A 23846-nucleotide genomic window follows, 5' to 3' on the forward strand; every position below is an offset into this window, starting at 1 on the left:
GCTGCGCTACGCCGGGCGCTGCCGCCTGCCCACTCACTCACCGATTTTCGAGTCAGCGAGGCGAGCGGCGGCGAAAACGCCCCGCACAGCGAGAAGCGGCGCCACCGTGGACGGTGGCGCCGCTCCCTCGACTGGTGGAGGTGCCGGGAATCGAACCCGGGTCCTTCGGCGTCTTGACAGGGCTTCTCCGAGCGCAGCTCGCTGTGCCTCTACTCGGCCCCTCCGATCACGCGAGCGAGTCGGTGTGACGGGCCCAGTCGCTGATTGATCTCGCCGCACGAGCCCCGCGACCGGGCTCGATTGGCCAGCCTTCTAGCTGATGCCGGTTACTGGACCGAAGGCGCTTCCAGACCGACAGACTCGCTTACTCGCCTCAGGCGGCGAGAGCGAAGTCAGCGCGCTTGTTGTTGGCGCTTATTGGTTTCCGACGACCGATTCACGAGACGACGTCGGCTTCCTCGGCTCGCTTCCCCTGACGCAACGTACGAAGTCGAAACCAGTCACCCCCTCGAAGGATCTCCAGACAGATAGCCTAACGCCCCGCGCAAGCCGATTCATTCCAGCCGCGCCCCAGCCCCAATACCTCCCAAAAGGGACTCCAAGCGACGGACTTGGGCTACCGCGATGTCCGCCGTGGGCAAGACCGCCGCTCCCGCAGCCTCACCCTCCGCGGGCCGTCGCGCACAACCGGGTCGACTGCCGCCGCGCACGGCCCGAACCCCTGGCCTAGGCGCAGGGCTTGCCCTCCACCTCACACGCCGTCGGACCGTCGTCGCCCAGGCCGGAGCCGACCTCGAACTGGAACGTCACCGACGCCGCCGCGGCCAGGGCGGCACCGGTGAAGGTGACCGTGCGGCCCTGCTGCCGGAACTCCGCGCCGTCGGCGTCGGTCACCCGGGCTCCCTCGCGGAGGGTGATGACCACGGCCCACTGCTGTGCCGTCGCCCGGCCGGTGTTGCTGACGATGACCTCGCCCGCGTAGCCGAGCAGGCGCTGGGACGTGGTCTCGTACGCCGCGCCGAGCACCGCTGACCCTGCTGGCGCGGTGGCCGCCTCGGTGGGGCGGCTACTGCTCGGCGTGGCCGAGGGCGACTGAGTGGTGGGGCTCGCGGAGGCGCTGGGGGTCGGCGGCGCCCCGCTGCCCAGCGCGGCCACGCCGGCCGGTGCGGTGGTGGTGCTCAGGACGGGCTGGGGCTCGCCGGACGGGGCCGAGGCTGCCGGCTCCTCGTCGCCGGAGCGGGTGAGGGCCACGACGGCGACGGCCGCGACGAAGGCACAGGCCACGGTGGCGAGGGCGACCACGCGGCGCCGCGTCTGCCGCCCCTGCCCGGGGACGACGAACGGGATGACCTGTGTGATCGGCTCCACCGGGCTCCCCGGCGCCGGGGCGGTGAGGTCGACCTCCTGGAACGCCAGCCAGTCGAGGATCGCCGGTAGCCGCTCGTGCAGCACCCCGTCGTATGCCGCGCGCACCTCCTCGCGCTGCTCGTCTTCCCACTCGCCGTAGACGCAGGACTGGCGGAGGGTCAGCGTGGCGCCGTCGGGGGTCTGCGCCAGCTCCCAGACCAGCCGGGTGCTGAGCTCGTCGTTGCCCCACAGCATCGCCAGACGCCGCTGTCCTTCGACACCGGTGACCTCGGCCTCACTGACCGGCGCGAATCCCGGCAACTCCAGCCACTGGGACAGCACCTTCTCCTCGGTCAGCGCCCGCCAGATCCGCTCGGCCGGGTGCTCGAGATCGACATCCATCCGGATTTCGCTCACCCGGAGACCCTACCGACCTCCGCAAATCGGCGCAGACCTCGATGTCGGGAGCGCTCGGACGCACCTCACAGCCCGGTGCAGGCGGCCCCGCTCACCTGGCAGCTGAGCGGCCGCTGGTTGCCGAGCAGCGTGTCCAGCGTGACGTCGAAGACCACGCGCGCGGAGCCGCCCGGGGGCACGCCCGACCCGGAGAACGTCCAGCTCGTGCCACTCTGCTTCGGCCGCGGCCCCTCCACGCCACTCACCAGCGCGAGCACCGGGACCGTGATCGTCACCGCCCAGTCGCCAGAGGCGGTACCCCCGGCGTTTTCCACGACCACCTCGCCGCGGTAGCCGAGGAGGTTGGTGGCGAGCGTCCGGTACCGCCCGGCGAGCTCCGCCGGCTCGGGCGCCGTGGCCTCGGTCGTGGTCGGGCTGGTGCGGGCCGGGGTGCTCGGCGCCGGAGGCGTCGTGGCGGTGGCGCTCGGCGTCGCGGAGCGGGACGGCGTCGGCGGGCTCTGCGTGGTCGCGCCCGCGGCGGTGGTGGGGACGGCGCCGACCGTGGCCGACGCGAACCCCGAGGGCCGCCCGCCCGACTCGCTCGCGCCGGCCTCGGCGGGCACGCTGGTCTCCGAGGGCAGGTTGGCCACCAGCGCGGCGACCAGCCCGATCAGCGTGGCGGTGGCCACGATCGCGAGCAGCTGGCGGCGCCGGTCGGGCGGCGGCGGCGCGGGCGGGGCCACTCGCGGCGGCCGCGGCACGACCGCGTCACCCTTTCCGGCGAGACCATCGAGTACGGCCGGGAGCCGCTCCCCGAAGAGCCGGTCGTATGTGGACACGAGCGCCTGCCGCCGGGCACTGCCGCGCACCCCGAGAAAGCCGGACTGGCTCACCATCAGCAGGCAGCCGTCCGCGGTGGGCTTCAGCTCCCAGGTGACCCGGGCGTGCAACTGCTCGCCCTTCCACCGCATTACCAGCCGCCGCTCCGCCGAGACCTCCAGCACCTGGCCGGCGATCGGGCCGTCGAAGCCGGGCAACGCCTCGGGGAGCAGCTGAAACTGGCTGCCCTGGATCGGCTGGAGGTCGCCGGGGATGAACCACCGGGCGAGCTGCCGCCGCTCAGTGAGTGCCCGCCAGACCAGCGCGGGCGGATGGCCGAAGTCGACGTCGATCCGAATTTCGGTCACCGTGGCACTCTAGCTACTCCATGCCCTTGCCTCGGCGTCCGACCGCCCGGTTGATCTCCCGCTCGGCGTCGCGCTTGGCGAGATCCTGCCGCTTGTCGTACGCCTTCTTGCCCTTGGCGAGTCCGATCTCGACCTTGGCCCAGCCGTCGGAGAAGTAGACCGAGAGGGGCACCAGCGTCAGCCCGCTCTCCCGCAGCTTGCCGATCAGCCGGTCGATCTCCAGCCGCTTGAGCAGCAGCTTGCGCGTGCGCCGAGGCTCGTGGTTGGTCCAGGTGCCCTGCGTGTACTCCGGGATGTGCATGCCGTAGAGGTAGAGCTCGCCGCCCTTCTCCTGGGCGAACGCGTCCACGAGGGACGCCCGCCCGGCGCGCAGCGACTTGACCTCGGTGCCGGTGAGGGCCATGCCTGCCTCGTAGGTGTCGAGGATGGCGTAGTCGTGCCTCGCCTTGCGATTCGACGCGACGACCTTACGACCCTTTTCCCTTGGCACCGCGCAATGGTACAGGTCAGCAGAGGCAACCTGGCAGCCATTTGAGCGGCTGCACCGGGGTGCCCGACATGCGCACCTCGAAGTGGAGGTGGTAGCCGGTCGACGCGCCCGTCGTGCCGACCCGCCCGATCAGCTGTCCGCGCCGCACCTGCTGCCCGGCCCACACCAGGATTCGCGACTGGTGCGCGTAGCAGGTGCTCAGCCCCTTCCCCTGGTATCGGCCGTGGCTGATGCAGGTGTAGTTGCCGTAGCCCCCGTTCCAGCCGGCGCGGATGACCCGGCCGTCGGCGGCGGCGTAGATGGGCGTACCGCCACCGGCCGCGATGTCCACGCCTGCGTGCAACTGCCACACCTTGTAGTACGGGTCGAAGCGCATCCCGAAGTCGCTCGACTTCCACCCCTGCACCGGCATGAGCAGCCGCGCGCCGGGCTGCACCGAGGGCGCGCTGCCGCCCGGCCGGGTGACGTTCTGCCGGTCTTCCCACTGGCGCAGCTCCCGCTCGATGCGGGCGGCCTCGGCCTTGGCCTGCTCGTACTTCGCCAGGCTCGCCCCCCGCTCCTCTTCGGCGATCGCGAGCGCCTTCGCCCGCTGGGCGGTGAGCGCGGTGACCTCGGCCACAGCGGCGTCGGCCTCGGCCTGGGCGGCCCGTGCCTCGGCGAGCGCCATCTCGGCCGCCAGACGCGCCGCCTCGGCCTTGCGCTGGGCGAGCCCGGCTTCGTTCTCCGCGTCCTTGGCCGCCCGCCGTGCCGCGGTGAACCCGTCGAGCGCGGCCTTCTCGGTGCTCATGACCCGCTCGAAGTAGCCGTACCGCTCGGCGGCGTCGATCGGGGTGCGCGCGTTGATCAGCAGGTTGAGGCTGACCAGGTCACTCCCCTTGTACGCCGACCCGGCGAACGTGCCCACCCGCTCCCGCGCCGCCTCGACCTTGTCGGCCGACTCGGTGTAGCGCACGCGGGCGGTGGCGAGCGTCTCCTCAGCCTCCTCCGCCTCCCGCCGGGCGGTGTTGGCCGCGACCTCCGCCGCCACGACCTCGCCACGGGCCAGCGCGGCCCGCTCCTGGGCGCCGGGCAGCGCGGCGTTTGCCGCGGCCAGACTCCGCCCGGCCTGCTGGGCCCGCGCGGTGGCGCCCTCCAGGATCGAGGCCGCGGTCGCGACCGCGGCGTCCGCGCGCTTCTTGTCGTCACGCGGGTCAGCCTGCGCCGAGCCCGCCGGCAGCAGCAGGAGTACGACGAACGGCGCGAGCCAGGCACGACGGGGTCTCACGGGCATCTCCCCTCATACGTGCCCTTTACCGTACTCCAGCCACAAGCGTCTCAACAGTACAAATGGGAATCGCCGCCTCTCCCAAGCGGGAGAAGCGGCGATTACGCAGAGTAGCGGTAACTAGACCCGCAGGTAGAAGCGGAGCGTGACCCACGCGGTGATCGCGCTGATCAGACCGCCCGCGCCAGCCATCAGCGGGAGCATGAGCAGCACGTCGCCCCAGCTCAGCGGCGTCAGCAGCTCGGTCAGGTCACGGAGCGAGCCGTCGAGCAGGAACCACTTGCCCAGCACGAGCCCGATGAACGCGATGATCGAGCCGATCATGCCGGCGACCACCGCCTCAAGAACGAATGGTGCCTGTATGAACCAGTTCGAGGCGCCGACCAGCTTCATGACCGCGACTTCTCGTCGCTTGCTGTACGCGGCGACCTGGATCGTGTTACCCACCAGCAGCAGCGCCGCGATCGCCATGATCGACGCGGCGAGCAGGGCCATGTTCTGCACCGAGCCGAGGATGTTGAAGATCTTGTCGAGCAGCCGCTGCTGGTCGACGATCGTCTCGACGCCCTCGACGTTCTGGTACTTCTCGTTGATCTGCTGGAACTGCTCCGGGTCCTTCAGACGCACCCGGAACGACTCGGGCAACTGGCCAGGCTTGACGGCGTTGACCAGGTCTGGCGCGTCCGCGTACATGGTCTTGAACTTCTCGTGCGCCGTTTCCTTCGACTCGTAGATGACCTCGGCCACCAGCGGGTCGCCCTTGAGGGTGCCGTCGATCGCGCTGCGCTGCTCGTCGGTCACGTCCTGATCGAGGAAGATCGCTACCTCGATCTGGTCGTAGTAGAAGTCCTTCATGCTGTTGACCTGGAGGTACATCAGACCACTTGCACCCAGCATGGCCAACGACACGGCCATCGTGATGATCATGGCGATCGTCATGGTCACGTTGCGCCACAGCCCGACCATGACCTCGGACAGGACGTACTTAGCGCGCTGCATCGGGGTTTCCTTCGCTGGGGTAGGTCGGTGGGACTAGCCGTAGACGCCGCGTGCCTGGTCGCGGACGATCCGGCCACTCTCGATCTCAACGACCCGGCGCCGCATCTGGTTGACGATGTTGGAGTCGTGGGTGACCATCACGACGGTCGTGCCGGTCCGGTTGATCCGGTCCAGCAGCCGCATGATCTCGATCGACGTGTCAGGGTCCAGGTTTCCGGTCGGCTCGTCCGCCAGCAGGATCAGCGGCCGGTTGACGAAGGCCCGCGCCACCGCCACGCGCTGCTGCTCACCGCCGGAGAGCTCGTGCGGGTAGCGGTGCTCCTTGCCACCGAGACCGACCAGCTCCAGCACCTCGGGGACCACCCGGCGGGCCACCGCCTTCGTCTTCCCGATCACCTCGAGCGCGAACGCGACGTTTTCGTACGCCGTGCGGTTGGGCAGCAGCCGGAAGTCCTGGAAGACGCAGCCGATCGAGCGCCGGAAGTTGGGGATCTTCCAGGAGCGCATGGAGGTGACGTCTCGCCCGTTGACGACGACCCGCCCCGTGTTGGGCGTGATCTCGTGCAGCAGGAGCTTGATGATCGTGGACTTGCCAGAGCCGGAGGGACCGATGAAGAAGACGAACTCGCCCTTCTCGATCCCGACCGACACCTCGTCCAGAGACGGCCGGGACGCCTTCGGGTACGTCTTCGTGACGTGCTCGAGCTGAATCACGGGTCAGGAGTCTACGCGGTGTAACCGAATAGCCAAGTCCACCCTGCACCGGTTCGCGCGCAATGCCGCAAAAACCACGCGGCGTTGAACCGTCGACGTGGGCCCCTAGGCCGACCCGTCCTCCCGCTCCCGCTGCTTGCGCCAGCGGATGCCAGCCTCGATGAAGTCGTCGAGCTCGCCGTCGAAGACCGCGGACGGGTTGCCCGTCTCCTCCTCGGTACGCAGATCCTTCACCATCTGATACGGGTGCAGCACGTACGACCGCATCTGGTCGCCCCACGAGCCCGCCGCGTCGGCCTTCAGGCCCTCCATCTTGGCCTGCTCCTCCTGCCGCTTGCGCTCCAGCAGCCGGGCCTGGAGCACGCGCAGCGCGGACGCCTTGTTTTGCAGCTGCGACTTCTCGTTTTGGCAGGTGACCACGATGCCGGTCGGGACGTGCGTGATCCGCACAGCGGAGTCGGTCGTGTTGACGCTCTGTCCACCTGGCCCCGACGAACGGTAGACGTCGACCCGCAGCTCGTTTTCCGGGATGTCGATGTGGTCGGTCTGCTCGACGACCGGAAGCACCTCGACACCCGCGAAGCTCGTCTGCCGCCGCCCCTGGTTGTCGAACGGGCTGATCCGCACCAGACGGTGTGTGCCCGACTCGACACTCAGCGTGCCGTACGCGTACGGCGCCTTGACCGCGAAGGTGGCCGACTTGAGGCCCGCCTCCTCCGCGTACGACGTGTCGTAGACCTCGGTGGGGTAGCCGTGCCGCTCCGCCCACCGCAGATACATCCGGAGGAGCATCTCGGCGAAGTCGGCCGCGTCGACCCCACCGGCGCCCGCCCGGATGGCCACGAGGGCCTCGCGCGCGTCGTACTCACCGGAGAGGAGGGTGCGCACCTCCATCTCCTCGATCGCCTTGTGCAGGCTGGCCAGCTCCGTGCCGACCTCGGCGAGCGCGCCGGGATCGTCTTCGGCCTCGGCCAGCTCCAACAGCACGTGGGCGTCGTCGAGCCGGCGGCGCAACCCCTCCAGCTTTCCGATCTCCCCGTTGACGTACGACAGCTTCGAGGTGACCTGCTGCGCCCGCGCCTGGTCGTCCCACAGGTCGGGGGCGGACGCCTGCTGCTCAAGCTCGGCCTTGTCCTGGCGCAAGCGGTCGAGATCGAGGACGGCCTCGATGTTACGCAAGGTGGCGTCGAGAGTCTTGAGCTGATCGGCGAAGTCGGCAGCGGTCACAACAACCAAGGATAGGCGGTCAGGCTCCCGGCGCGGACTTCAGCCACGAGAGTGCGGCTCGGTGGTACGCCACCGCGAACTCGAGCGCCGCCGAACCGAAGTTGTCGCCCCCCTTCTTGACCTCCTTGGCCTGATCCCGCGCGGCGGCGAGCGCCTCGGTGTGGTATTGCGTGGCCCCGGAGTAGAGATCCTTGAGCTGAGCGCCGGAGTGCTGCTCGCCGAACGCCACCCGGAGGGCGATCGGGTTACGGACGGCGTCGCGGCCGGGCGGCTCGGCGAGCCACCGCGTGAACGCGCGCTTGCCGGAGGCGGTGATCGCGTAGGGCTGGCTCGACCGCGGCCCGGGCTTGCCGAGGCGGACGTAGCCGGCCTCCGCCAGAGCGGGCAACTCACGGTAGACCTGACTGCGCGTCATCGACCAGAACGGACCGAGTCGCCGCTCAGCCGACGCCATCAACTGGCCGCCGGTCATCGGTCCTTCGTGGAGCAGCCCGAGGAGGGCTGCCGCGGTGGGGTTGATTGCTGTTTCTGCCATGCCCTCCACGCTGCCACTTTGTCGCCTCCGCGTCCAGGATTTCGCGTGATCCGCGGGGCGATATCCTCCACAGTGCACTGTCCGTGCCCGACAGTCCGGTGAGGACCCGTAGCGAGTTGATCACGGGAAGTGATCAAGGTGCTCAGCGCGGTGTCGGGATCGCATCACCGATGCCTGGCCAGTCTTCCATCTCCGGCGGTAGGTCCATCATGGATGGGACCACTGTGGAAGGAGTCGTTTCCGGTGCCGGTGTGACGGCAGCGACTGGCGGTGTCGGTGAACCGGCGGGCGACAGCGGCCCGGTGCCACCGGAGGAGCCGCCCCCGGCGAGCAGAAGCGTGCCCACGACGGCCGCCGCCGCGATGGCGAGCCCGCCGGCGCCCGCCGCGACGAGCGCTCCCCGCCGTCGCCGCTTGGCTGGCGGGGGCGCGGGCATCGCCGCCGCGCCCGGCGGTACGGGCATCGGCACCGGCTCGGTCCGGGCGCCGGGCCACGGGCTCTCGGTGCCGTACGCGGCGCCCAACTCGATGGCGGAACCCATGCCGGCCACCGGGATCGACACCATCCGCCCCACGTACGCCGACGCGGGCGACACCGGGGCGGCACGCAGCGGTACCCAGGTCACCTTCGCCACCGCGGCCGCCGCGCCCGCCGGGCGGGGCCACCACGTGATCTGGTCCGCCGCGAGCGCGGACATCGGCGGCGCGCCGTCGAGGGCCGGCTCCACGCCGCGCAGCCGGGCGGCGACGAGCCGCGCCTCCGGCCGGTGCGCGGGATCGGGCGCCAGGCACTCCTCGATGATCGGCCACACCACCGGCGGTAGGCCGGGCGGCGGTACCGCGGCGCACATCCCGTGGCGGCGCAGCACCTGGAGGGGTCCCCCGCCCCGGAATGGGCTGCGGCCGCAGAGGAGTTCGAAGAGGACGATGCCGAGCGCGTACACGTCGGCGGTGGGCGACGGCGCGGCTCCACTGACCACCTCCGGCGCGGCGTACTCCGGCGTGGCGTGGATGGAGACCGACGGTGTGTCGTCGGTACGGCGGGCCACGCCGAAGTCGACGACGCGGACCGGGCCGCCGTCCGCCGGTACGACGAGGTTGCCCGGCTTCACGTCGGCGTGGACGATCCCCCGCTCGTGGAGGTGGGCCAGCGCGTCGGCGACCTGGGCCACGATGTTGGCCGCCACGGCGGGCGGCACCGGCCCGCTCCGGCGGATCCGGCGGCGCAGATCCTCTCCGTCGACGAGTTCCATGACGATGGCGAGCGGGCCGTCAGTCTCCACGAAGCGGTGCGGGCGTACCACGGACGGATGTTGGACGGCGGCGAGCAGCCCGAACTCGGCCCGGAAACACCGGACCAACTCGGGCTGCTCGGCCGCCTCCGGACGCAGCATCTTCACGGCCACCGGCCCCCCGGTCACCGTGTCCACGGCCCGCCACACGGCGCCGATCGCGCCCTGTGCGATCTCCCCCTCCAGCCGATAGCGGCCGTCCAGTAGCCCGTCCATGGATTGGCACGTTATTGCTGGTGGAGGTACCGGCGAGGCGGCGCGACACAGGTTTGGCACGAACCGGGGACTGGCGACGGGCCGCCGCCTGCGAGAGGGTGAACCTCCGTGACCTCACCTCTGGTGCGATGGCTCGCCCGCCTCTCCGTCGACGAGCTGGCCGCTGTCCTGGCGCGCCGCCCCGATGCGCTGGGCGGGCCGGCGGCGTCCAGCCTGAGCGGGCTCGCCGCGCGGCTACATGAGACCGACGCGGTGATGGCGACGGCGAGCGCGCTCCCCCTGCCGGCACTCCAGGTGGTCGAGGCATTACAGGCCCTCGGCGGGCCGCTGGTCGGGATCGAGCAGCTCGCCGCCGCCCTCGGCCGCAAGCCCGACGACACCGAGCTGGCCGCCACGCTCACCGTGCTCGCCCAGCGGGCGCTGGTCTGGCCCGACGGCGACGAGCTGCGCATGGCGGGTCCGCTGTGGGGCGCGTTCGAGCATCCGCTCGGGCTCGGCCTGCCGGCGCGCCGCCTCTTCGAGGGCGCCCCCGTGGCCGAGCTGCACGAGATCGCCGGGGCGCTCGGGCTGCCCCGCGGGCGTACCAAGGCAAGTGCTCTTGCGGACGTCTGCGCCGCGCTGGCCGACGGCGAGCGGGTCCGCGCGGTGGTCGCCGCCGCCCCCGTGGCAGCGCGCGACCTGCTCTCCCAGGCCGCCTGGGAGGGGCCGCTCGTGCTGATGGGCATCTACGACCGCCCGGGCAACGGCCCCCTCGCCTGGGCGCTGCGCCACGGGCTCCTCGTCTCCGACGGCTGGCAGCACGCGCAGATGCCGGGCGAGGTCGGGATGGCGCTGCGCGGGCCCGACTGGCGGGCGCCGTTCGACCCGTTGCCGCCCGCCCCCGAACTCGTCGAGGTCCCGCCAGAGGCGGTGGCCCGGGAGGCCGCGGCGGCGGCCACCGCCGCGGTCGAGCAGGCGTCCGCACTCCTCGGCGCCGTCGCCGCGACCCCCGTCGCGCTGCTCAAGTCGGGCGGCGTCGGCGCCCGCGAGATCCGCCGGTTGGCCAAGTCGGTCGGCTGCGGCGAGCCGGAGGTACGGCTGTGGCTGGAGCTGGCGTATGCGGCGGGACTCGTCGGCATCTCGGAGATGCGTGTTCTGCCCACGGAGGCGTACGACGAGTGGAGCGCCGCCGAGCCGGCCGGTCGCCTGGTGCCGCTGCTGCGCGCCTGGCCGCACCTGCCGGCCGCCCCGCTCGCCGCCGAGACCCCCACGCTGACCCGGGACGCGGTCGGGATGGCCGCGTACGAGCTGCGCCCCGCCCTCCTCCAGGCCGCCGCCGAGCTGCCCGAGGGGCGCGGCGCCCCAGGCGGGCTCGCCGGTGTGCTCGCCTGGCGGCTGCCGATGCTCGCCGACGACGGCCCGCTGCTCGACGGGCTCTGGCGGGAAGGGCACGTGGTGGGCGCGCTGGCGCACGACGCGCTGACGCCGCTGGGCCGCGCGCTCCTCGCGGGGCCGGCGCTGGAGGGCGCGATCGCCGCGCTGCTGCCGGCCGCGGTCGCCGAGGCCCTGTTCCAGAACGACCTCACCGCGGTCGTGCCGGGCACGCCCACCGCGGCGCTCGCCGCGCTCCTCGACGCGGCGGCCGAGCGCGAGTCGGGCGGCGGCGCGGTCACGTGGCGCTTCTCGCCCGCGTCGGTACGCGCCGCGCTCGACGCCGGCCACACGCCGGACGGGCTGCTCGCCGACCTCCGCGCCGCCGCGGTCGGCGGTGCGCTGCCACAGGTGTTGGAATACCTCGTCGGCGACCTGGCCCGCCGGCACGGACTCGTGCGCGTGCGCACGGTCGGCTGCGTCGTGCGCGCCGACGATCCCACGCTGCTCGCCGAGATCGCCGGCGCGCGGGCACTGCGCACGCTCGGGCTCACCGTGCTGGCGCCCACCGTGCTCGCCAGCGCGCAGCCGGTCGCCGAGACGCTCGCCGCGCTGCGGGCCGCCGGATACGCGCCGTCGGGCGAGGGCGCCGACGGGGTCGCGACCGTCGAACGCGCGCCCCGCCATCGGGTCCCCGCGCCGCGCCGGCCTGACTCGCGGAGCCGTTCGGCGCGTACGTCGGCCGATCCGCGCGGGCTCGCCGAGCGACTGCTGTCGTCCTATGTAGACAGTGATGGGGATGGCGAGTTCGGCGTCGTGCCCACGTCGATGAGCGTCGCCCGCGCGGTGCGCGACCACGCGTCGCACCTCACCACCGCGCAGCGGCTGCTGCTCATCGGCGCGGTGAGCCGAGGCACGCCGATCGAGATCTCGTACACCAACGCCGACGGCGAGGCGTCCCGCCGGGTCATCGAGCCGGCGGAGCTGGACGGGCCGAAGCTCACGGCCTGGTGCCAGCTCCGCGACGACGAGCGCGTCTTCCTGCTCTCCCGGATCGAGTCGGTGTCGGCGGCGGATTAGACCGCCGGGCGTCAGCCCATGTGCGGGTAGGTGTGGTCGGTCGGCGGCACGAAGGTCTCCTTGATGGTCCGCGGCGACGTCCAGCGGAGCAGGTTGTGCCAGGAGCCCGCCTTGTCGTTGGTGCCGCTCGCCCGCGCACCGCCGAAGGGCTGCTGCCCCACCACCGCACCGGTCGGCTTGTCGTTGATGTAGAAGTTGCCGGCCGCGTACCGCAACGCGTACGAGGCCCAGTCGATCGTCTGCCGGTCGGTGGCGAAGACCGAGCCGGTGAGCGCATACGGCGCCGCCCTCTCCGCCTGCTTCACGACGTCTTCGAAGCGCGCGTCGTCGTAGACGTACACGCCGAGGATCGGCCCGAAGTACTCGGTCGTGAAGACCTCGTGCTCCGGGTCGCCGCACTCGACCACTGTCGGGCGGACGAACCAGCCCTCGCTGTCGTCGGCCGTGCCACCGGCGAGGACGGTGCAGGAGGCGGAGTTTTTCACCAGGTCGAGCGCGGCCGCGTGCTTGGCGAAGGCCCGTGCGTCGATCACCGCGCCACCGAAGTTGGCGAAGTCGGTCACGTCACCGTACGCCAGTGAGTCGGCGGTGGCGGCGAGCCGGTCGCGGACACCACCCTCCCAGAGTGACCGCGCCACGTAGGCCCGCGAGGCGGCCGAGCACTTCTGTCCCTGGTACTCGAAGGCGCCTCGCACGAGCGCGGTGACGAGCGCGTCGGGGTCGGCGCTGGCGTGCGCGACGACGAAGTCCTTGCCGCCGGTCTCGCCGACGAGCCGCGGGTAGCTCCGGTAGCCGGCGAGGTTTTGCCCCACGGTCTGCCACAGCGTCTGGAACGTCCTGGTGGAACCGGTGAAGTGGATGCCGGCCAGATCGGGGTCGGCGAGCGCAACCTCGGAGACCGCGATGCCGTCGCCGGTCACCATGTTGATGACGCCGGGCGGGAGGCCGGCCGCCTCGAAGAGCCGCATCGTGAAGTGGGCGGCGAACTGCTGCGTCGGCGACGGCTTCCACACCACCGTGTTGCCCATCAGCGCGGGCGCGGCCGGGAGGTTGCCGGCGATCGCGGTGAAGTTGAACGGGGTGACCGCGTAGACGAAGCCCTCCAGCGGCCGGTGGTCGAAGCGGTTCCACACGCCGGGCGAGGAGAGGGGCTGCTCCGCGAGGATCTTTTGTCCAAAGTAGACATTGAAGCGCAGGAAGTCGATCAGCTCGCAGGCGGCGTCGATCTCCGCCTGGTGCACCGACTTGGACTGGCCGAGGATCGTAGCGCCGTTGAGCGTGTCCCGCCACGGGCCGGCGAGCAGTTCCGCCGCGCGCAGGAAGATGGCGGCCCGGTCGGCGTACGAGAGGGCTCGCCACATCGGCGCCGCTTTCTTCGCGGCCGTCACCGCCGCCGAGGCATCCGCGTTGGTTGCGTTGTGGGTGACACCCAGCACATGCCGGTGCCGGTGCGGCTGCACCACCTCGATCGCCGCCCCGCCCGCCATGCGTTGCTCACCGTCGACGGTCATCGTGAGTTCCGCCCGTTCGGCCGCGAGCTCGGTGACACGGCGCTGAAGGCTCTCTCGTTCCGGGCTGCCTGGGGCGTAGGTGCGTACCGGTTCGTTGTGCGGCTCGGGTACGGCGAAGGCGGCGTCCATGATGGGCTCCTGTCAGGATCTCTGCGTTGTTCCATCCTTACATGTCGTACCGGCCGTGGCGGCTGGTCCGGGCCCCTGCCGCGACCGGTCCCCCGGGCGCTGTCGCGGGGGGTCGCCCGGGGCGGCTCCCGGCCGATGACGGCTGTCCCGGCGTGCCGCGTACGCTGAGAAGCTGCCCGGGTGAAGGGGAGACGATGAGCGAGCGAATCATCAGACTCGGCGTCCGCGGAGCCTCGTGCCCGCATGCGGCGAAGCGAGGACGGGCATGAGCGAGAAGAGCGGTGTCACCGAGGCCACGCGGACCGACGCTCCTGTGTCGGACGGACCGCCCGCCTTCGGGACGAGCGTGCTCGCGGTCATCGCGCTGGCCTGGCTCGCCGCGATGATGTGGTCGTCCCACGCCGAGATCACCTCCGGCGAGGGGACGCTCGCGATCACGTCGGCCGCCATGGCGCTACCCACCGTGATCTCCGCCGGCCTTGTCGCCGGCGCGGCCGCCAGCCTCGCCGTTGGCCACCTGCTCCACCGGCTGCGCCCGCTGCTTCGCTTCGCCGCCTCGGTCGGCGCCGGCCTGCTCGTCGGCGTGGGCGGGGCGATCGTGGTGATCTCCAGCTACGGCGGTGGCGAGGCGAGCACGGTGCTCGCCGGCACGGTCGCCGCCGCGGTCACGGCCGGCGGGGCGCTCGCCGCCGTACGGGCCCGTGCTGTCGTCGGCGCGGTCGTCGCCGCGGGGCTAGTCGTCTTCGCGGTCGAGCAGGTGCTCGACAACTTCCAGCCCAACCTCATGTCGCTGTACGGCAGTAAGGACGACCCCGCCTCCCGGCTCAGCGCCTCCGGCTGGTCCGCGCTCACGATCGCGGTCTGCACCGGCCTCGCCGCCGGGCTGGTGGCCTTCTTCTACCTGCGGCGGGCGAGCCGGCGGGCGGACGCGGGCGGACCGGCGCCGAAGTGGCCGGGATACGCGGTCGCCGGTGCCGGGCCGGGCCTGCTGCTGGTCGCCGCCGAGGTCATCATCCGTACGCTCGGCGCCGACGTGCTCGCCCTCGCCGGCTCGGTGAGCGAGGCGGACGCCACCGCGCAGCAGATGATGGACAGCTCGCGGCTCAACAACGCGCTGGTGGTGCTCTTCGTCGGCGCGATCGTGGCGATCCTCGCCTTCGGCCGGACGATGCCGAAGCGCGCCGCGGACGACTGACCGCTCGTCCGCCGCGGGCCGGGCGCCTCAGGCCAGGGTCTCCAGCTCGGATACGTCGTACCACTCCAGCTCGTGGTCTTCGGCGCCATCGACGGTGAACTGGGCGTCCGGGTCACCGGCCAGCGCCTCCTCCACCACATCGGCGGCGGCGGCGATGTCGTCGGCCGCGCTCTCGCCGTCGATGTGGATCGCGGCGACCGAGGCGAGCGCGACGGCATGTCCCAGCCGCACCTCGCTGGAGCCCAGCTCGCGGTCTTCGCGGGCCACCGCGCCCGGCGGCACGTCGGCCGAGACGACGACCCGCCGTCGGGGCGCTGCCGGGTCGTGGCGGAGCAGTCGGAGGGCGCCCTGGGCGGCACGCGTGAACGCGACGTACTCCAACTCCTCCTCGTCGCCCTCCGCGTACCACTCGCGGAGCGCGGGCGTGACGGCGTGCGCCTCCGCCCCGGCGATCTCACCCCGCTCCCGGAGTGCCGAGAGCATGGAAAGCGTCGCCGGGACGTACACCCGGATGAGCTGAACTGACACGCGCGGACTCTCCCCCGGCCTCGACCCCTGCCGCTAGATGTCCTACACCCTCCAGTTGATCAACGACCAACCGGGGCGGTCAGTGGGTCGATCGGCTGCGTGACCAGCCCTTCCGCAGTCTCCACCGGGAAGCCCTCGCGGATCCAGTATTCGATGCCGCCGATCATCTCGCGCACGGGGTATCCCCGGCGGGCCAGTTCGAGCGCCGACTTGGTGGCGCCGTCGCAGCCGGGCCCCCAGCAGTACGTCACCACCGGACGGGCGCGGTCGAGAAGGCGCTCGCCACGCACGGGGATCATGGCGCGCGGCAGGTGTACCGCCCCGGGGATGTGCCCCTGCCGCCAGGCAGCCAGGTCGCGCGTGTCGACGAGTGTGAAGCCAGGGTCGCCGCCGGCCATGGCCGCGTGGACGTCGGAGACATCGGTCTGGAACGCCAGCCGGGCTTCGAACCAGGCGATGGCTTGCTGCGTGGTCATGACATCGACGGTACGGGCGGGAGCCGGGGTCGCTACACCACCATCGCACGGCGCTGGGCTTCTTCAGCCGTTGTCTCGCCGGTAATCTCGGTGGATGGCCGTGGAATCACCGGTGCTCGACGCGACCGACTGGCGGATCCTCGACGCATTGCAGCACGACGGGCGGATGAGCTTCGCCGACCTGGCCCGCACGGTGGCGATGTCGCCGAGCGCTGTGGCCGAGCGGGTGCGGCGGCTGGAGGAGTCGGGCGTGATCACCGGCTACCGCGCCACGATCTCGCCCGAGCGGGTCGGCCTCTCGATCATGGCTTTTGTGCGGCTGCGCTATCCGACCGGCAACTACCGCCCGTTTCACGCGCTGCTCGACACCACGCCCGAGATCATCGAGGCGCACCACGTGACCGGCGAAGACTGCTTCGTGCTCAAGGTGGTGGCCCGCTCGATGCGCCACCTGGAGGAGGTGGCGGGCCGGATCAGCGGCCTCGGCGCGGTGACGACAAGTGTGGTGTACTCCAGCCCGCTTGCCAGCCGCACGGTGGATTCGCAGGCTGTCGATGGCAAACTGAAGCAGTGACCCCCCGCTTCCTGCTGCTTTCAGACGTGGCGGCCGAGCTCAACGTCTCGGATTCGCAGGTCTACCACATGGTGCGCAGCGGCGAACTCCCCGCGATCAAGATCGGGGGGCGAGGTCAGTGGCGGGTCGAGCGGGCCAAGCTGGAGGAGTACATCCAGCTCAAATACGCCGAGACCGCCGACTGGGTGCAAAACAATCCGCTGGTCGAGTAGCTCGCATCGGGCACAGGGGAGCCCTTCGCCGGTTATCCACAGGGCATTGACGGCTGTTTTTCGTTGCCGGAGACTGAACGCCAACGGAGGCAAACGAAGGCAAACATAAGATTGCTAGGCCCTGATCGGGGTGTTGCATGATCGCCAAGGTTCGCCCTTCCATCCGGCTCCGCCCCGTCCCCGCCCTCGATCCGCCGTTCGAAGACGAGGCCACGCCTCCGCTCTGGGGCCAGTTGCCCCTCCAGTTCGACTCCGGCGGCACGCGACGGCGGCACCACGCGCCGATCCCCGTGCCACGCGCCCGCTCCGGCACCTCCACCGACGAGCCGCCGGGGGCCACGCACGACCAGCCCGCCTCCACACCGCCCGACGCCACGCCCGAGGCCAAGCGCGCCTCCCGTCGCTTCCTCGACGTGTGCCTCGAGATCTTCAACGGCTACCGCCCGGTGGCACACATCCGCATGCTGACGGGCTACCAGGCCGAGCCGATCGTCGAGCAGGTCGCCGCCTGCCTCGACCGCGCCGATGGCCTCCGCCGCGCCCGAGACAACGGCCGCCTGCTCCGCCACCAGGCCAATTTCGTGATGGTGCGCCACCTGCGTGTCTGCGAGCCGAGGGCGGGCGTCGCCGAGGGCGCGGCCGCCCTGTCCCTGGCCGACCGCACCTGGGCACTCGCCTTCCGCCTGGAGCGCAGGCGCGGGAGGTGGCTCTGCGCGGCAGTCCGCCTCGTCTGACCTCGACCCAGCACCACGCCCTCGGAGGTGCCGACGCCCGAGACCGGCTGGGCACCACACCTCCGGTGGTGCCCGGCCTCAGACAGCGGCTGACCCAGCCACGCCTCCGCGGCGGCTCGGACTCGCGCGCCTATCGATCGCGCGCTCGCCCCCCAGGGCGCTCACCTGCGAACGTAGGCGGTGGGCGCCCCGGGGCTCCACACCACGGCCGCCGAGGCCAGCCCCGATCACCTGCGCTAGGCGCGAGCGGGGCGAAGCCCAAGCGAAAGGCACCGGCGCGCGGCAAGGCGCACCCACACACGAACGAAGGTCCCTCCACGGCTGGGAGGGACCTTCGAACGAGGTGCGTCAGGCGCCCGCGCTGGGGGCGCCGTGGCAGCGCTTGTACTTCTTGCCCGAACCGCATGGGCAAGGGGCGTTGCGGGACGGGCCGGCGCCGCTGGACGCCTGGCTCGGCGACGGGGACGGGCGGCGGCCGGACGCGCGCGGCGGGGTCGGGCCGCCCAGGCCCAGCGCCGGTGCGGTGTCCTGCTGCTGCTCGACGGAGACCGCGCCGTCGCCGGCCGCTCCGTCGATCGTCGGGGCGGAGTACTGCAGCGGCTGCTGCGGGCGCTGCCGGCCGAGGCCCTTGGCGCGGATCTCCACCGTCGCGTCGTCGGGCATCGGCAGCGGGGCGGGGCCGCCCGCGGGCGCCGGGGCGGGGGCGGTGGGCGCCTCCTCGACCTGGACCTCCAGGTTGTAGAGGAAGCCGACCGTCTCCTCCTTGATGCCGTCCATCATCGTGGCGAACATCGCGTAGCCCTCGCGCTGGTACTCGACCAGCGGGTCGCGCTGCGCGTACGCCCGCAGGCCCACGCCCTCCTGGAGGTAGTCCATCTCGTACAGGTGCTCGCGCCACTTGCGGTCGATCACCTGCAGCAGGACCATGCGCTCCAACTGGCGTACGGCCTCGGTGCCGAGCTCCTCCTCGCGCCGCGCGTATGCCGCGTGCGCGTCCTCCTTGAGGCGGGCGGTCAGGAAGTCGCCGTCGAGGTTGTTGCGCTCGCCGCCGGCCTCCTCCTCAAGGTCTTCGATGGTGACGCCCACCGGGTACAGCTGCTTGAGGCTGGCCCAGAGCTGGTCGAGATCCCAGTCTTCGGCGTACCCCTCGGAGGTGGCGCCGGTGACGTACGCCTCGACGACGTCACTGATCATGTGGTTGACCTGGTCGCTCAGGTCTTCGCCGTCGAGCACGCGCTTGCGCTCGGCGTAGACGACCTGGCGCTGCTTGTTGAGCACCTCGTCGTACTTGAGGACGTTCTTACGGATCTCGGCGTTCTGACCCTCGATCTGGCCCTGCGCGCTCTTGATCTGCCGAGTGACCATCTTGGACTCGATGGGCACGTCTTCGGGGATGTTGAAGCGCTCCATGACGGCCTCGACCGCGCCGGCCCGGAACCGCCGCATCAGCTCGTCCTGGAGCGACAGGTAGAACCGGGACTCGCCCGGGTCGCCCTGCCGGCCGGAACGACCGCGCAGCTGGTTGTCGATGCGGCGGGAGTCGTGGCGCTCGGTGCCGAGCACGTACAGGCCACCGGCGGCGGCGACCTCCTCGGCCTCCTCGTCACACGCCTGCTTCCAGCGCGGAAGGATCTCCTCCAGCGCCTTCTGGTAGTCGTCTTCGTGCTCGACCGGGTCGAGGCCGCGCTGGTGCAGCTCGCTGGCCGCCAGGTGCTCCGGGTTGCCGCCCAGCAGGATGTCGGTGCCACGACCGGCCATGTTGGTGGCCACGGTGACGCCGCCCTTGCGCCCCGCCTGCGCGATGATCTCGGCTTCCTTGGCGTGGTACTTCGCGTTGAGCACCGCGTGCGGGATGCCTCGGCGGCGGAGCATCTGAGACAGGATCTCGGAGTTTTCCACGGAGACCGTGCCCACCAGGACCGGCTGGCCGAGCGCGTGCCGCTCGGCGATGTCTTCGACGACCGCGTTGAACTTGGCCTTCTCGGTCTTGTAGATGACGTCGGGCCGGTCGATGCGGACCATCGGACGGTGGGTCGGGATCGACACCACGCCCACCTTGTAGACCTTGTTGAACTCGCCGGCCTCGGTCTGCGCGGTGCCGGTCATGCCGGACAGCTTGTCGTACAGCCGGAAGTAGTTCTGCAGCGTGACCGTCGCGAGCGTCTGGTTTTCCTGCTTGATCTCGACGTGCTCCTTGGCCTCGATGGCCTGGTGCATGCCCTCGTTGTAGCGCCGGCCGTGCAGGATGCGGCCGGTGAACTCGTCGACGATCAGCACCTCGCCGTCGTTGACGATGTAGTCCTTGTCGCGCTTGTACAGCTCCTTCGCCTTGATGGCGTTGTTGAGGTAGCCGACGAGCGGAGTATTGACCGACTCGTACAGGTTGTCGATGCCGAGCCGGTCTTCGACCTTGGCCACGCCCCGCTCGGTGATCGCGACGGTGCGCTTGGCGTAGTCGACCTCGTAGTCGCCCTCGCCGTCCTTGCCGGGCTGGAGGCGGGCGACGACCGAGGCGAACTCGGTGTACCACCGGGCGGACTGCTCGGCCGGGCCGGAGATGATCAGCGGCGTGCGGGCCTCGTCGATCAGGATCGAGTCGACCTCGTCGACGATCGCGAAGTTGTGGCCGCGCTGCACCAGCTCATCCTTCGACCAGGCCATGTTGTCGCGCAGGTAGTCGAAGCCGAACTCGTTGTTGGTGCCGTACGTGATGTCGCACTCGTACGCCGCGCGGTGCTCGGCCGCGGGGCGGTTGGGCAGGATCACGCCGACGCTCAGGCCGAGGAACCGGTGCACCCGACCCATCCACTCGGCGTCGCGCTGGGCCAGGTAGTCATTGACCGTGACCACGTGGACGCCCTTGCCGGAGAGCGCGTTGAGGTACGCGGGCAGGACGCAGGTGAGCGTCTTGCCCTCACCGGTCTTCATCTCGGCGATGTTGCCGAAGTGCAGCGCGGCGCCGCCCATCACCTGCACGTCGTAGTGCCGCTGGCCGAGCACTCGGGAGGCCGCCTCGCGGGCGGTCGCGAACGCCTCGGGGAGCAGGTCATCGAGGGACTCACCGTCAGCGATGCGCTCGCGGTACTGATCTGTCAGCTCCCGCAACTCGGCGTCGGTGAGGTCGGTGTACTCGTCCTCGAGTGAGTTGACAGCGGTGGCGACCGCCTTGAGCCGCCGTAGCATGCGCCCTTCGCCGGCGCGAAGGACCTTTTCCAAAATCGACACGGGTCAACGCTCCCCTTGGACAGTCTGCCGAACCATCGTAGGCGCACCTTCGGCGCAACTGTCAGCCACGTCTCCGGCGATCGCGCCAAAGCGGACATTTTGCACTAGGAACGTTGCGAATACGGTTATGCCCGCCGCGAACGGTACGGCACCATGGCCGCGTGGGGGCAGAAGGAAAGAGCCAACCGGAGATTAACGATCAAGGGCTGGTCCTCCGCCCGTGGCGGGAAGAGGACACCGACTCCGTCTACCGGGCCTGCCAGGATCCGGCCATCCAGCACTGGACCCGCGTGCCGTCGCCCTACCTCCCCGAGCACGCCCGTCACTTCGTCACCGAGTACTCCGCCGCCACCTGGCGGGCCGGCACCGGCGCGCCGTTCGCGGTGACCGACCCGGACACCGGTGAGCTGCTCGCCTCCTGCGGCCTCGTCACGATCGACCGCGTGCTCTCCTCGGCCGAGGTGGGCTACTGGACCGCGCCATGGGCCCGCGGCCGGGGCGTGGCGACCCGCGCCACCAGGGCGGTGTCCCGCTGGGCCTTCGAGTCGTTAGGTCTGCGGCGCGTCGTTTGGCAGGCCGCGGTCGGAAACCAGGCATCCCGGCTGGTCGCGCTCCGCGCCGGCTTCCGGATCGACGGCTACATGCGGATGGCCGACGACGGTGGCGACGGCTGGGTGGGCGCCCTGCTTCCCGGCGACCCGCTGGACCCCGTGATCGACGAGACGGTGATCCGCCGGGCGCGGGTCTTCGGGGCGCCCCAGCCGGTGCTCGGCGCGGAAGGCGGCCTGCGGCTGCGCCGCCCGGAGCCGCGCGACTTCGACGCGATCGTCGACGCCTGCCGCGACCCGGAGAGCGTCCGCTGGACCACCGTGCCCGACCCGTACGACCACGCGCACGCCGAAGACTTCGCCACGCGCGTCACGCCGGCCAAGTGGGCGAGCGGCAAGGGCGCGGTCTACGCGATCGCCGATCCCGACGACGCCTGGGCCGGCTCGATCGACCTGACCGTCTCGGCCGACGACCCGCTCGTCGCCGAGGTCGGCTACCTCGCGGCGCCCCGGGTCCGCGGCCGCGGCTACACCCCGGCGGCGCTGCGGGCCCTCTGCGACTGGGGCTTCGGCTCGCTCGGGCTGGCCCGCGTCGTGTGGCGGGCGCACGTCGGCAATGTGGCCTCCCGGCGAGCGGCGGAAAAGGCCGGATTCACGATCGAGGGTACGCAGCGCGGCGCGCTCAACCACCGAGGTGAGCGCGTGGACGCCTGGGTCGGCGGGCTCGTCCCATGATCACCATCGACCGCGACGGGATCCGCCTGCGCCCCTTCCGGGAGGCGGACGTCGACGACCTCGCGGCCGGATACGCCCACCCGCACGCCACGCCGTACACGCGGGCCGACGCGGTGCACTGGATCGCCCACGGCGCGCCCTCGGCGTGGGCGACCGGCGGTGTCGCGTACGCGATCGCCGACCCCGCCACCGACCGGCTGGTGGGCGGCGCGGGCCTCAGCCGCCCCGTACCGGAGCGGGGGCAGGGCGAGCTGGGCTACTGGGTCGCGCCGTGGGCCCGGCGGCGGGGCGTGGCGACCGCGGCGGCCCGAGCGCTGACCGCGTGGGCGTTCGAGCGCGGGTTCGGCCGCGTCGAGCTGCTCACCAACCTGGCCAACGGGCCCAGCCAGCGGGTCGCGCTCGCCAGCGGGTTCCAGCGCGAGGGGATCCGCCGGGGCGGCGGGCAGGGCCCCGCGGGCCGGTACGACCTCGTGGTCTGGGCCCGCCTCGCCGGTGACCCGCCCGGACCCACGCCGCGCCTGATCCCCGACCTGCCGGGCGGCGTGCTGAGCGACGGTGTGGTGGCGCTGCGGCCGGTCGGCCCCGGCGACGTGGACTTCCTGCACGCCCTGCTGGCGCTCCCCGACGTGGCCGGCACCAGCCTCCCGCCGATCGTGCCCGACCGCGCGGAGGTCGAGCTGCGGTGCGCCCACGCCGAGGGGCGGTGGCTCTCCGGCGAGCGGGCCGACCTGATCATCGCCGACGTGCCGACCGGCGCTCCGGCGGGCACGATCGGCCTCTACTACGAAGACCCGGGCACCGCCTCGGCCGCGATCGGCTACGCGATGCTCCCCGCGTGGCGGGGGCGCGGCATGACGACCCGGGCCGTGTGCCTGCTCTCCCAGTGGGCGGTCGGGCAGACCGACATCGGGCGGCTCAGCGCGGGCACGCTGCCGGGCAACGCGCCGTCGCAGCGGGTGCTGGAGAAAGCGGGGTTCCGGCGGGAGGGCTACCTCCGCGGACGGTTGCCCGGCATCTCCGGCACCCGCGTCGACGACGTCGTGTACGGCCTGCTGGCCGGTGACGTGGCCCGGGCTCAGGCCGACAGGGCGATGATCCCGTAGTCGTAGCCCTTGCGCCGGTAGACGACGCTCGGCCTGCCGCTTTCCTTGTCGAGGAAGAGATAGAAGTCGTGCCCGACGAGCTCCATCTGGAAGAGCGCGTCGTCGACGGTCATCGGCTCGCCCGAATGCTCTTTCTCCCGGACGATGTGCCACGGCTGGTCGTCCTGTTCCTCGACCGGATCCGCGACCGCCGTGGCCGTCGATCCGTTTGACGGGGCAGCCGTCGATTCGTTCAGCCACGAGGTGGGCAGGCCCGCCGTCGCCTCGGCGACGGAGACGGGAGTGTGACGGCCGCGGTGCACACGCCGCCGGTCAGCGGCGCGGCGCAACCTGGTGTCGAGCTTGGCGATCGCGCTGTCGAGAGCCCCGTAGAAGTCCTTCGCACAGGCCTCAGCCCGGATGACCGGACCCCGAGAATAGACAGTGATCTCCACGCGCTGGCAGTGGTCCGACTGCCGCCGGTTTCTTTCGTGGAATAGTTCGACGTCGACTCGGATGAGCTTCTGGTCGTAGCGCTCGATCTTGGCGAGCTTGTCGCCTACGTGTACTCGGTAGTGATCGGGCACTTCGACGTTGCGCCCCTTGACGACGATGTCCACGCGTGACCTCCCCCACGATGGTTCTGTGGTGACGTCACCGGCCGGGTGCCGGATGACGATGAAGGATTTACGCCTCCTCTCCGGCTGCGAGGGCTAGGACCGTAGCGCCCTTCCGGTGTTTGAACCGTTGGTCTTACCCCGGTGAAGACGACGCTAACTTGTGCGCGCCCTGTAGTCACCC

21 protein-coding genes and 1 other RNA gene are annotated in these 23846 nt (G+C 71.4%); 7 read left to right on the plus strand and 15 right to left on the minus strand.

Annotation, left to right across the window (positions count from 1 at the left end; translation table 11 throughout):
• Window positions 1-132 precede the first annotated feature (132 nt).
• The 10 genes from ssrA to ACFFIA_RS16320 form a co-directional block, all read right to left on the minus strand.
• Window positions 133-508, minus strand: a transfer-messenger RNA (tmRNA) gene (gene ssrA / locus ACFFIA_RS16275).
• Between the two features lie 218 nt (window positions 509-726).
• Window positions 727-1764, minus strand: a complete 1038-nt coding sequence (locus tag ACFFIA_RS16280) for a cellulose binding domain-containing protein (RefSeq protein WP_377251739.1) — start codon at window positions 1762-1764, stop codon at window positions 727-729.
• A gap of 65 nt (window positions 1765-1829) precedes the next feature.
• A complete protein-coding gene (locus ACFFIA_RS16285) occupies window positions 1830-2930 on the minus strand; it encodes an SRPBCC domain-containing protein (protein ID WP_377251741.1) in 1101 nt (366 codons plus the stop codon).
• A gap of 13 nt (window positions 2931-2943) precedes the next feature.
• Window positions 2944-3420: an SsrA-binding protein SmpB gene (gene smpB, locus ACFFIA_RS16290; protein ID WP_377251743.1), complete on the minus strand. Its 477-nt coding sequence runs from the start codon at window positions 3418-3420 to the stop codon at window positions 2944-2946.
• 16 nt (window positions 3421-3436) lie between these two features.
• Complete coding sequence (locus ACFFIA_RS16295; protein WP_377251745.1) at window positions 3437-4684, minus strand: M23 family metallopeptidase; 1248 nt, start codon at window positions 4682-4684, stop codon at window positions 3437-3439.
• A 120-nt stretch (window positions 4685-4804) separates the two neighbouring features.
• Window positions 4805-5683, minus strand: a complete 879-nt coding sequence (gene ftsX / locus ACFFIA_RS16300) for a permease-like cell division protein FtsX (RefSeq protein ID WP_377251747.1) — start codon at window positions 5681-5683, stop codon at window positions 4805-4807.
• 33 nt (window positions 5684-5716) lie between these two features.
• Window positions 5717-6397, minus strand: coding sequence for a cell division ATP-binding protein FtsE (gene ftsE / locus ACFFIA_RS16305; RefSeq protein WP_377251749.1), 681 nt, complete (start codon window positions 6395-6397; stop codon window positions 5717-5719).
• Between the two features lie 105 nt (window positions 6398-6502).
• Window positions 6503-7624, minus strand: coding sequence for a peptide chain release factor 2 (prfB, locus tag ACFFIA_RS16310; protein WP_377251751.1), 1122 nt, complete (start codon window positions 7622-7624; stop codon window positions 6503-6505).
• Window positions 7625-7643: 19 nt separating this feature from the next.
• On the minus strand, window positions 7644-8159 hold the full coding sequence (locus ACFFIA_RS16315; RefSeq protein WP_377251753.1) for a PadR family transcriptional regulator: 516 nt from the start codon (window positions 8157-8159) through the stop codon (window positions 7644-7646).
• A gap of 142 nt (window positions 8160-8301) precedes the next feature.
• Window positions 8302-9666, minus strand: a complete 1365-nt coding sequence (locus ACFFIA_RS16320; RefSeq protein WP_377251755.1) for a serine/threonine-protein kinase — start codon at window positions 9664-9666, stop codon at window positions 8302-8304.
• A 108-nt stretch (window positions 9667-9774) separates the two neighbouring features.
• Between ACFFIA_RS16320 and ACFFIA_RS16325 the strand changes: the two genes are divergently transcribed.
• Window positions 9775-12096, plus strand: a complete 2322-nt coding sequence (locus tag ACFFIA_RS16325) for a helicase-associated domain-containing protein (protein ID WP_377251757.1) — start codon at window positions 9775-9777, stop codon at window positions 12094-12096.
• A gap of 11 nt (window positions 12097-12107) precedes the next feature.
• On the opposite strand, the gene pruA is transcribed toward ACFFIA_RS16325, so the two are convergent.
• Window positions 12108-13736 carry an L-glutamate gamma-semialdehyde dehydrogenase gene (gene pruA / locus ACFFIA_RS16330; protein ID WP_377251759.1) on the minus strand — a complete coding sequence of 543 codons (1629 nt, stop codon included), beginning with the start codon at window positions 13734-13736 and terminating at the stop codon, window positions 12108-12110.
• A 265-nt stretch (window positions 13737-14001) separates the two neighbouring features.
• Here pruA and ACFFIA_RS16335 point away from each other — a divergent pair, with 265 nt between their 5' ends.
• Window positions 14002-14931 (plus strand): hypothetical protein, encoded by a 930-nt coding sequence (locus ACFFIA_RS16335; RefSeq protein ID WP_377251761.1) that lies wholly within the window; start codon window positions 14002-14004, stop codon window positions 14929-14931.
• A 27-nt stretch (window positions 14932-14958) separates the two neighbouring features.
• Here ACFFIA_RS16335 and ACFFIA_RS16340 read toward each other — a convergent pair whose 3' ends face one another.
• Window positions 14959-15459, minus strand: coding sequence for a DUF6912 family protein (locus tag ACFFIA_RS16340; protein WP_377251763.1), 501 nt, complete (start codon window positions 15457-15459; stop codon window positions 14959-14961).
• A 59-nt stretch (window positions 15460-15518) separates the two neighbouring features.
• Window positions 15519-15935 carry a rhodanese-like domain-containing protein gene (locus ACFFIA_RS16345; protein ID WP_377251765.1) on the minus strand — a complete coding sequence of 139 codons (417 nt, stop codon included), beginning with the start codon at window positions 15933-15935 and terminating at the stop codon, window positions 15519-15521.
• A gap of 94 nt (window positions 15936-16029) precedes the next feature.
• Between ACFFIA_RS16345 and ACFFIA_RS16350 the strand changes: the two genes are divergently transcribed.
• The 3 genes from ACFFIA_RS16350 to ACFFIA_RS16360 all read left to right on the plus strand — a co-directional run bounded on the left by ACFFIA_RS16350 (window position 16030) and on the right by ACFFIA_RS16360 (window position 17455).
• Window positions 16030-16509: an Lrp/AsnC family transcriptional regulator gene (locus tag ACFFIA_RS16350; RefSeq protein ID WP_377251767.1), complete on the plus strand. Its 480-nt coding sequence runs from the start codon at window positions 16030-16032 to the stop codon at window positions 16507-16509.
• Window positions 16506-16721 (plus strand): helix-turn-helix transcriptional regulator, encoded by a 216-nt coding sequence (locus ACFFIA_RS16355; protein WP_377251769.1) that lies wholly within the window; start codon window positions 16506-16508, stop codon window positions 16719-16721. The genes ACFFIA_RS16350 and ACFFIA_RS16355 overlap by 4 nt, the downstream gene beginning before the upstream one ends.
• A gap of 137 nt (window positions 16722-16858) precedes the next feature.
• The gene (locus tag ACFFIA_RS16360; protein ID WP_377251771.1) at window positions 16859-17455 is read left to right on the plus strand and encodes an Rv3235 family protein; all 597 of its coding nucleotides are present in this window, start codon (window positions 16859-16861) and stop codon (window positions 17453-17455) included.
• Between the two features lie 348 nt (window positions 17456-17803).
• Here the strand turns inward: ACFFIA_RS16360 and secA are convergent, their stop codons facing one another.
• Window positions 17804-20680: a preprotein translocase subunit SecA gene (gene secA / locus ACFFIA_RS16365; protein ID WP_377251773.1), complete on the minus strand. Its 2877-nt coding sequence runs from the start codon at window positions 20678-20680 to the stop codon at window positions 17804-17806.
• Between the two features lie 161 nt (window positions 20681-20841).
• Between secA and ACFFIA_RS16370 the strand changes: the two genes are divergently transcribed.
• Together ACFFIA_RS16370 and ACFFIA_RS16375 are read left to right on the plus strand one after the other, a co-directional pair.
• Window positions 20842-21963, plus strand: coding sequence for a GNAT family N-acetyltransferase (locus ACFFIA_RS16370; protein WP_377251775.1), 1122 nt, complete (start codon window positions 20842-20844; stop codon window positions 21961-21963).
• A complete protein-coding gene (locus ACFFIA_RS16375; protein ID WP_377251777.1) occupies window positions 21960-23066 on the plus strand; it encodes a GNAT family N-acetyltransferase in 1107 nt (368 codons plus the stop codon). The genes ACFFIA_RS16370 and ACFFIA_RS16375 overlap by 4 nt, the downstream gene beginning before the upstream one ends.
• On the opposite strand, the gene hpf is transcribed toward ACFFIA_RS16375, so the two are convergent.
• A complete protein-coding gene (gene hpf / locus ACFFIA_RS16380) occupies window positions 23039-23665 on the minus strand; it encodes a ribosome hibernation-promoting factor, HPF/YfiA family (RefSeq protein ID WP_377251779.1) in 627 nt (208 codons plus the stop codon). The genes ACFFIA_RS16375 and hpf overlap by 28 nt on opposite strands.
• Window positions 23666-23846: the final 181 nt, after the last annotated feature.

The organism is Phytohabitans kaempferiae (genome assembly GCF_042433955.1).
Lineage (GTDB): Bacteria > Actinomycetota > Actinomycetes > Mycobacteriales > Micromonosporaceae > Phytohabitans > Phytohabitans kaempferiae.

What these genes read in the sequence shown, in the direction of transcription:
- ftsX (WP_377251747.1), bottom strand. Translation starts at nt 5,683, where the DNA reads ATGCAGCGCGCTAAGTACGTCCTGTCCGAGGTCATGGTCGGGCTGTGG.
- ACFFIA_RS16315 (WP_377251753.1), bottom strand. Translation starts at nt 8,159, where the DNA reads ATGGCAGAAACAGCAATCAACCCCACCGCGGCAGCCCTCCTCGGGCTG.
- ACFFIA_RS16320 (WP_377251755.1), bottom strand. Translation starts at nt 9,666, where the DNA reads ATGGACGGGCTACTGGACGGCCGCTATCGGCTGGAGGGGGAGATCGCA.
- pruA (WP_377251759.1), bottom strand. Translation starts at nt 13,736, where the DNA reads ATGGACGCCGCCTTCGCCGTACCCGAGCCGCACAACGAACCGGTACGC.
- ACFFIA_RS16335 (WP_377251761.1), top strand. Translation starts at nt 14,002, where the DNA reads ATGAGCGAGAAGAGCGGTGTCACCGAGGCCACGCGGACCGACGCTCCT.
- ACFFIA_RS16345 (WP_377251765.1), bottom strand. Translation starts at nt 15,935, where the DNA reads ATGACCACGCAGCAAGCCATCGCCTGGTTCGAAGCCCGGCTGGCGTTC.
- ACFFIA_RS16350 (WP_377251767.1), top strand. Translation starts at nt 16,030, where the DNA reads ATGGCCGTGGAATCACCGGTGCTCGACGCGACCGACTGGCGGATCCTC.
- ACFFIA_RS16360 (WP_377251771.1), top strand. Translation starts at nt 16,859, where the DNA reads ATGATCGCCAAGGTTCGCCCTTCCATCCGGCTCCGCCCCGTCCCCGCC.
- ACFFIA_RS16375 (WP_377251777.1), top strand. Translation starts at nt 21,960, where the DNA reads ATGATCACCATCGACCGCGACGGGATCCGCCTGCGCCCCTTCCGGGAG.